Genomic DNA, 6,265 nt, shown 5'->3' with positions numbered 1-6,265 from the left:
CACCTGATCCCATGCCGAACTCAGAAGTGAAACACAGTAGCGCCGATGGTAGTGTGGGAGTTCCCATGTGAGAGTAGGTCATCGTCAGACTCCAAATCCAAGAAAGCCCGTCGCTAACGCGACGGGCTTTTTTCGTTTCTAATCCGCTGCTGGCTACCATCCCTGGTGATCCCTCCTGTCGCTTTTGGCTGCCGCAGTCCCTGCTTAACCAAAAGTCCGGCTACGGCATCCGTGCCTTCGCGTTCAAGCCTTCGGCTTTCACCCCTGGCTCCACCTTCCTCGGCTGCGATGCTGCGCATCGGTCCTAGCTCGCTCATCGGCGCGATGACAGGGTGGCGGTGTTGGAGAGAGTCCATGTGAGACTTGGTCATCGTCAGACTCCCATTAAGAGAAAAGCCCGTTCCGAAAGGAACGGGCTTTTTTCGTTTTTATGGTTTTAAAAGCCGCTGGGTACCCGCGTGCGCGGGCACGACGGAGGGTCGTAGTTGACGCTTTGCGAACTTGATGCAGATGGCGACCACTACCCCTGCAGTCCGCACAACTCTCCAACCGTGTCGCCCTTGCGAACGCGAGGGTCCAGTGTCTTGGTTTTGAGTACGGTGAATGAAAGCCACTGGTACCCGCGTGCGCGGGCACGACGGAGGGATGGTTAGGGTACGTTCGCAACGACTAGCATCGAGCTCTACCGATACCTTAATCACTGCCCGTTTACTACCAACCCTGCTAACAGCACCGTCGCTCATTGCGAACGCGAGGGCTCAGTGTCTTTGGTTTAAGTACGGTGAATGGAAGCCACTGGGTACCCGCGTGCGCGGCCACGACGGAAGGATGTTTGAGTTTGGTGTGGTAACGATCAGCATCGAGCTCTGCCGAAACCGTAAAAACTGCCGGTTTACTACCTACTCTCCCAATAGCACCGTCGCTCATTGCGAACGCGAGGGCCCAGTGTCTTTGGTTTTGAGTGCGGTGAATAAAAGTCACTGGGTACCCGCGTACGCGGCCACGATGGAAGGAGAGGCGGTGAGTCGTTTGTTTGCTCAGGTTCACTCGAGGGATAAAAAGCGGGGCGTCTTAGACTTTGGTCAAATGGTCTATGCTTGGGGAAGGTGGTATATCTTGTCGCCAGTGGTTCTCTTTGTATTGATGCTGTGACAAGGAATGAGGAAGGGTAGCGATGAATGAATTTGAAAATGCGCCGGAAACATCCGCTGAATCCATGGGCGAGCGTGAGCATTGGCGTTCTGGGCAACTGGGCCGTCAGTTAGTGGCGATTCTTGAAGACAGTTACGAGCAGGACGCGGACAGCGATTCTCTGCACAAACCCAGAGTGGATGTCTCTCGCGGCTAAGGATAAGTGGGCATTTGCCAGCTTTTGAGTCAGATTGCTGGATACTTGGTCAGTCGGCTCACTTTCAACGAAAAAGAACTTTACCTTTCGACCTGGGAACGTATAATTCACCTCGTTCGCTAGGGGTGTAGTTCCAATTGGTAGAACAGCGGTCTCCAAAACCGATGGTTGCGGGTTCGAGTCCTGCCACCCCTGCCACATTAAGAATCGGCCCGCAGAGTAATCTGCGGGCCGTTTTCGTATCTGCACTGCCGCGTTATTACCTATCCTATTTCATTGGTATACACTGAGTCTCCTTGTGATGATGTCAGTGTGTTGGTTATGCCTAAACTCTCTATTCGACCGATGATAAGCCGTGATTTGGCTCTGGTCGCCGAACTCTATCGCCAGCGCAGTTGCGTCGAGAACTCGTTGCACACGCCTTTTATCTCTGAAGATGAGTGGCGCAGCCGGGTGCTGCATATGGGCAATGATTTGCAGTGTCTGGTGGCCTGTATCGATGAACAGTTGGTGGGACACTGTTGCTTAACCACTTACCAGAATGAACCTAGGCGCCGCCATGCTGCAACGGTGGGGGTGGTGGTGGATCAGTCGTACCGACGGCAGGGGATTGCCCGCGCCATGCTGGAAGAGATGATCGACACCTGCGACAACTGGCTCGGTGTGACCAGAATTGAGCTTGAGGTGTTTGTCAGCAACCCGGGTGCTATCGCGCTGTACCGTCAGTTAGGTTTTGCAGAAGAGGGAACAATGCGCCACTATGCGTATCGCAATGGCATCCTGGAGGATGCGGTTATCATGGCGAGGAATCAGGAGACTGTGGCGTGAATCAAAACCAGTTTCGAAGTCGGTGTCTGGGGGCGTTGGGCATTAACCAGTGGCGTTTGAATGCCGAGTATGGCGAAACGTCGAAAGCCGTTTTGCCCAAGCGCGATGAAGCGCTCTGGTGTGTGTTGGGCGCGGATCCTGAAAGTCCATTGTTGCAGGATCTATTGCTGTTGCTTCAGTGTTCGCCGGAAGAGGTGACTCTGGTTAACGAGGGTGACCCATTGAGCCAGGGGCAACGCTTGTTAAGCTTTGGCGTTGAGCACGAGGGTGCTACGATCTCGCTACCGCTGTGGTCTGAGTTGAAGACGGTCAAGGGCAAGCGTCAGGCCTGGCAGGCAATGCAGGAACTGTTATGAGCGTTGAATTTGTTAAGTTGTCGGCGCAGCCAATTGACCAACTGTATGCTATCGAGCAGTCGAGCCATCAATACCCGTGGAGTCAGGCGACGCTGGCCAGTTGCCTGGGCAGCAGTTATCAGGGCGAGGCATTGCAGGTGGATGGCAAACTGGCAGGCTACTACATTACCCATACTGTGGTGGGTGAGGCCACGCTGATGAATATCTGCTTGATACCAGGCCTTAGGGGGCAGGGGCTGGGGAGGCGATTGCTGCAACGAGGATTGGATGAATTGAACCGGCAACAGGCCGAGTGCTGTTTTCTGGAGGTTCGGGCTAACAACGAGTCCGCCCTGGCGCTATATCGTAATATCGGTTTCGTCCAACTCGGCCGCCGCAAGGGCTACTACCCCACCGATGACGGTCGGGAAGATGCAGTGATAATGAGTTACCGCTTTCCCCATTAAAAAAGGAGCCGCCTGGCTCCTTTTTTGTTTCTCAGGCCCTATTTGACCTCTTTTCCCTGAGCCTGCATGTCGGCATGGTAGCTGGAGCGTACCAGAGGGCCACAGGCGGACTGGGTAAAGCCAAGCTGTAGGGAGTGTTCCCTAAGCTCATCAAACTCGGCTGGTGGGACGTAGCGTTCCACTGGCAGGTGGTGGCGACTGGGTTGCAGGTATTGACCCAGGGTCAGCATCTCGACATTGTGATCGCGCAGATCCTGAAGCACCGATTTAATCTCGTCATTGGTTTCACCCAACCCCATCATCAGACCGGATTTGGTTGGAATGGCGGGGTGCATCGCTTTGAAGCGCTTCAGCAGGTCCAGTGACCATTGATAGTTCGCGCCTGGCCGGGCCTTGCGGTATAGCCGAGGGGCGGTTTCCAGGTTGTGGTTGAACACATCTGGCGGCTCGGTGGCCAGAATCTCCAGGGCGCGGTCAATGCGGCCGCGGAAATCCGGTACCAATATTTCAATCTTGATGTGCGGTGACAGTGCTCGAATCTCGCGGATGCAATCGGCAAAATGTTGAGCGCCGCCATCTCGAAGGTCATCGCGATCGACCGAGGTGATTACCACGTACTTGAGCTTCATGTCGCGGATGGTTTCAGCCAGCTTTTTGGCTTCATTGGCATCCGGTTTCAGCGGCCGGCCATGGGCAACGTCGCAGAAGGGGCAGCGGCGGGTGCAGATGGCCCCAAGAATCATGAAGGTCGCAGTGCCATGATTAAAGCACTCGGCCAGGTTGGGGCAGGAAGCTTCTTCGCAGACAGAATGAAGCCCATGCTTTCGCATTGCGCCCTTTACTTCATCAATTTTCTGACTGGATGAGGGCAGTTTTACTCGCAGCCAGTCCGGTTTGCGCAGCATTTTTTCCCGCTCGACCGGCACCACTTTCACCGGAATTCGAGCCAGTTTTTCGGCGTCCCGTAACTTCACGCCTGGTACCAGGCGTTCTGGGCGTTCACTCATGCGGTAATCCTTCTAACAGGGTCAGCTGGGTGTAGCCCAGCTTGTTATAGAATATGTCAGCCAGTCGATCGCCGGCTTCTGAAACCGTTTGTGGGCCGCCGAGATCGGCGGTTTGTACCATCTCCATGCCGGCGTAGCCGCAGGGGTTGATACGAAGAAATGGAGAGGTGTCCATATTGACGTTCAGAGCCAAGCCGTGGAATGAGCAGCCTTTGCGAATGCGCAGCCCCAGGGAGGCCACTTTGCGCTCGTTGACATACACTCCGGGGGCGTCGGCCTTGGCGTAGGCATCAACCTGGTAGGGCGCCAGCAGATCGATCAAGCTGTTCTCAATCTGAGTCACCAGTTGCCGCACGCCAATCCCCAGTCGCTTGATGTTCAGCAGTGGGTAGGCCACCAATTGACCGGGGCCGTGGTAGGTGACCTGACCGCCGCGATCGACCTGTACCACCGGAATGTCGCCGGTGTTGAGCAGGTGTTCGGCCTTGCCAGCTTGACCTTGGGTAAAGACGGGAGCGTGCTCTAACAGCCACAACTCGTCGGCATTATCCTGATTGCGGGTGTCGGTGAAGCGTTGCATCGCCTGCCAGATCGGCTCATAGGGCTGCAGGCCCAGGCGACGCACTATCAGTGTTTTTGCGACCAATCCTTTATCACGCCAAGTTAGGGGAGATTGGTCGCATTATACCTGTGCAAAGTGGAAATGCTAGGTAGATCACATTATAGAACTCGGATTACGCCGTCGATTGCGCCAAGTTCGGTGTACAGGGTTTCCAGCTGTTCTTTGCTGGTGGCGGTGATGTTGATGGTCACTGCGTGGTAACTGCCCTTGCTGCTGGGGCGCACGGTCGGGTGATAGTCGCCAGGGGCGTGGGCTTGAACGACAGCAACTACTTGATCGGGAAGCTGTTCGCTGGCGTGGCCAATGACCTTAAACGGAAAGTGGCAGGGGAACTCTAGCAGTTCGTCAAATTTGGTGTTCATGGTCTAACTCCGGCTCAAAATTACGGCAGCTGGCTTAATGGGGGCCAGTGTATCAAATTTCAAGTATGGCAATGCAAAAGAGGCCTGCGCATGGCAGGCCTCATCAAGGAATTCCGCGGCGCTTAATTGAACCAGCTGGCCACCAGCAGTTTGATGTAATCGATTAACTTGCTGAACCAGGAGCCCTCTTGCACGTCTTGCAGAGCAACCAGCTTGTACTCGGCGATGTCTTTGCCGTCCAGCTGGAAGAAGACTTTACCGACGACCTGGCCTTTGGTCAGGGGGGCTTTCAACTCCTCGGTCAGCTCGAAATTGGCTTCCAGTTTTTCGGCTTGGCCACGGTAGATGGTGACCGGAGTGTCTTCCAGTACGCCCAGGCTGACCTGAGGTTCGCTGCCGTACCAGATCTTATGGCTGATAAACTCATCACCGGCTTTATAAGGGGTCACAGTTTCAAAGAAACGGAAGCCATAGTTAAGCAGTTTCTTGCTTTCTGCTTCGCGGCTGCTGGCGCTCTTGGCACCCATCACCACACTGACCAGTCGCATGCCGCCGCGCTCGGCCGAGGCTACCAGGCTGTAGCCGGCGTTGGCGGTGTGCCCGGTCTTGATGCCGTCCACACCCAGGCTGCGGTCCCACAGCAGGCCGTTGCGGTTGTGCTGGCGAATCTTGTTGAAGGTGAACTCTTTCTCACTGTACAGGGCGTACTCTTCCGGTACGTCCCGAATCAGTGCCTGACCCAGCAACGCCATGTCGTAAGCGGTGGTGAAGTGCTCGGTGGAGTCCAGGCCATGGGCGTTGACGAAGTGGGTATCGACCATGCCCAGTTGGCCGGTCCAGGCATTCATCAGATCGGTGAAGGCGCCTTCGCTGCCGGCAACGTGCTCGGCAATAGCTACACAGGCGTCGTTGCCGGATTGGATAATCATGCCTCGGTTCAGGTCTTCCAGTTTGACCTCTTTGCCCACCTCGATGAACATCTTGGAAGAGTCAGGGAAGTTTTTGGACCAGGCTTTCTTGCTGATTTTAACGTTGTCGGTCAAGGCAACGTTGCCCTGCGCCAACTCCTGACCGAGTACGTAAGAGGTCATCATTTTTGTCAAACTGGCTGGAGCGCGCTTTTCGTAGGCGTTCTCTTCCGCCAGTATCTGACCAGTCTGGAAGTCCATCAGCACATAGGCGGTGGCGTTGACCGTTGGTGCATTGGGAACCACACTGGGCACCGCCAGGGCGGAGGTGGCGAAGAGAAGGCCGGTTACGGCAGACAGCGTTTGCTTGAGTTTATTCATAATGATC

The 6,265-nt window shown here is 55.3% G+C and carries 8 protein-coding genes, 1 tRNA gene and 1 rRNA gene; 6 read left to right on the top strand and 4 right to left on the bottom strand.

Annotated features, from left to right (window positions below; all coding sequences use genetic code 11):
- From rrf to rimI, 6 genes are all read left to right on the top strand, one after another.
- Nucleotides 1–90, top strand: a 5S ribosomal RNA gene (gene rrf / locus H598_RS25750); the annotation flags it as partial.
- Between the two features lie 1,084 nt (nt 91–1,174).
- The gene (locus tag H598_RS26635) at nt 1,175–1,348 is read left to right on the top strand and encodes a hypothetical protein (protein ID WP_156897081.1); all 174 of its coding nucleotides are present in this window, start codon (nt 1,175–1,177) and stop codon (nt 1,346–1,348) included.
- A 121-nt stretch (nt 1,349–1,469) separates the two neighbouring features.
- Nucleotides 1,470–1,546 (top strand) — tRNA-Trp (locus tag H598_RS0117395).
- A 123-nt stretch (nt 1,547–1,669) separates the two neighbouring features.
- Nucleotides 1,670–2,176 carry a GNAT family N-acetyltransferase gene (locus H598_RS0117390; protein WP_028114139.1) on the top strand — a complete coding sequence of 169 codons (507 nt, stop codon included), beginning with the start codon at nt 1,670–1,672 and terminating at the stop codon, nt 2,174–2,176.
- A complete protein-coding gene (locus H598_RS0117385; protein WP_028114138.1) occupies nt 2,173–2,532 on the top strand; it encodes a hypothetical protein in 360 nt (119 codons plus the stop codon). Before H598_RS0117390 ends, H598_RS0117385 begins: the two co-directional genes overlap by 4 nt.
- A complete protein-coding gene (rimI, locus tag H598_RS0117380) occupies nt 2,529–2,978 on the top strand; it encodes a ribosomal protein S18-alanine N-acetyltransferase (protein WP_035416085.1) in 450 nt (149 codons plus the stop codon). Before H598_RS0117385 ends, rimI begins: the two co-directional genes overlap by 4 nt.
- 38 nt (nt 2,979–3,016) lie before the next feature.
- On the opposite strand, the gene lipA is transcribed toward rimI, so the two are convergent.
- The 4 genes from lipA to H598_RS0117360 form a co-directional block, all read right to left on the bottom strand.
- Nucleotides 3,017–3,985 carry a lipoyl synthase gene (lipA, locus tag H598_RS0117375; protein ID WP_028114136.1) on the bottom strand — a complete coding sequence of 323 codons (969 nt, stop codon included), beginning with the start codon at nt 3,983–3,985 and terminating at the stop codon, nt 3,017–3,019.
- Nucleotides 3,978–4,631: a lipoyl(octanoyl) transferase LipB gene (gene lipB, locus H598_RS0117370; RefSeq protein ID WP_028114135.1), complete on the bottom strand. Its 654-nt coding sequence runs from the start codon at nt 4,629–4,631 to the stop codon at nt 3,978–3,980. Before lipB ends, lipA begins: the two co-directional genes overlap by 8 nt.
- A 74-nt stretch (nt 4,632–4,705) precedes the next feature.
- A complete protein-coding gene (ybeD, locus tag H598_RS0117365; protein WP_028114134.1) occupies nt 4,706–4,969 on the bottom strand; it encodes a DUF493 family protein YbeD in 264 nt (87 codons plus the stop codon).
- A gap of 122 nt (nt 4,970–5,091) precedes the next feature.
- Nucleotides 5,092–6,261 carry a D-alanyl-D-alanine carboxypeptidase family protein gene (locus tag H598_RS0117360; RefSeq protein WP_028114133.1) on the bottom strand — a complete coding sequence of 390 codons (1,170 nt, stop codon included), beginning with the start codon at nt 6,259–6,261 and terminating at the stop codon, nt 5,092–5,094.
- Nucleotides 6,262–6,265 lie beyond the last annotated feature (4 nt).

Origin of the sequence: Ferrimonas kyonanensis DSM 18153, from assembly GCF_000425405.1 — a bacterium.
Lineage (GTDB): Bacteria > Pseudomonadota > Gammaproteobacteria > Enterobacterales > Shewanellaceae > Ferrimonas > Ferrimonas kyonanensis.
This window is presented reverse-complemented; position numbering and strand designations above follow the sequence as displayed.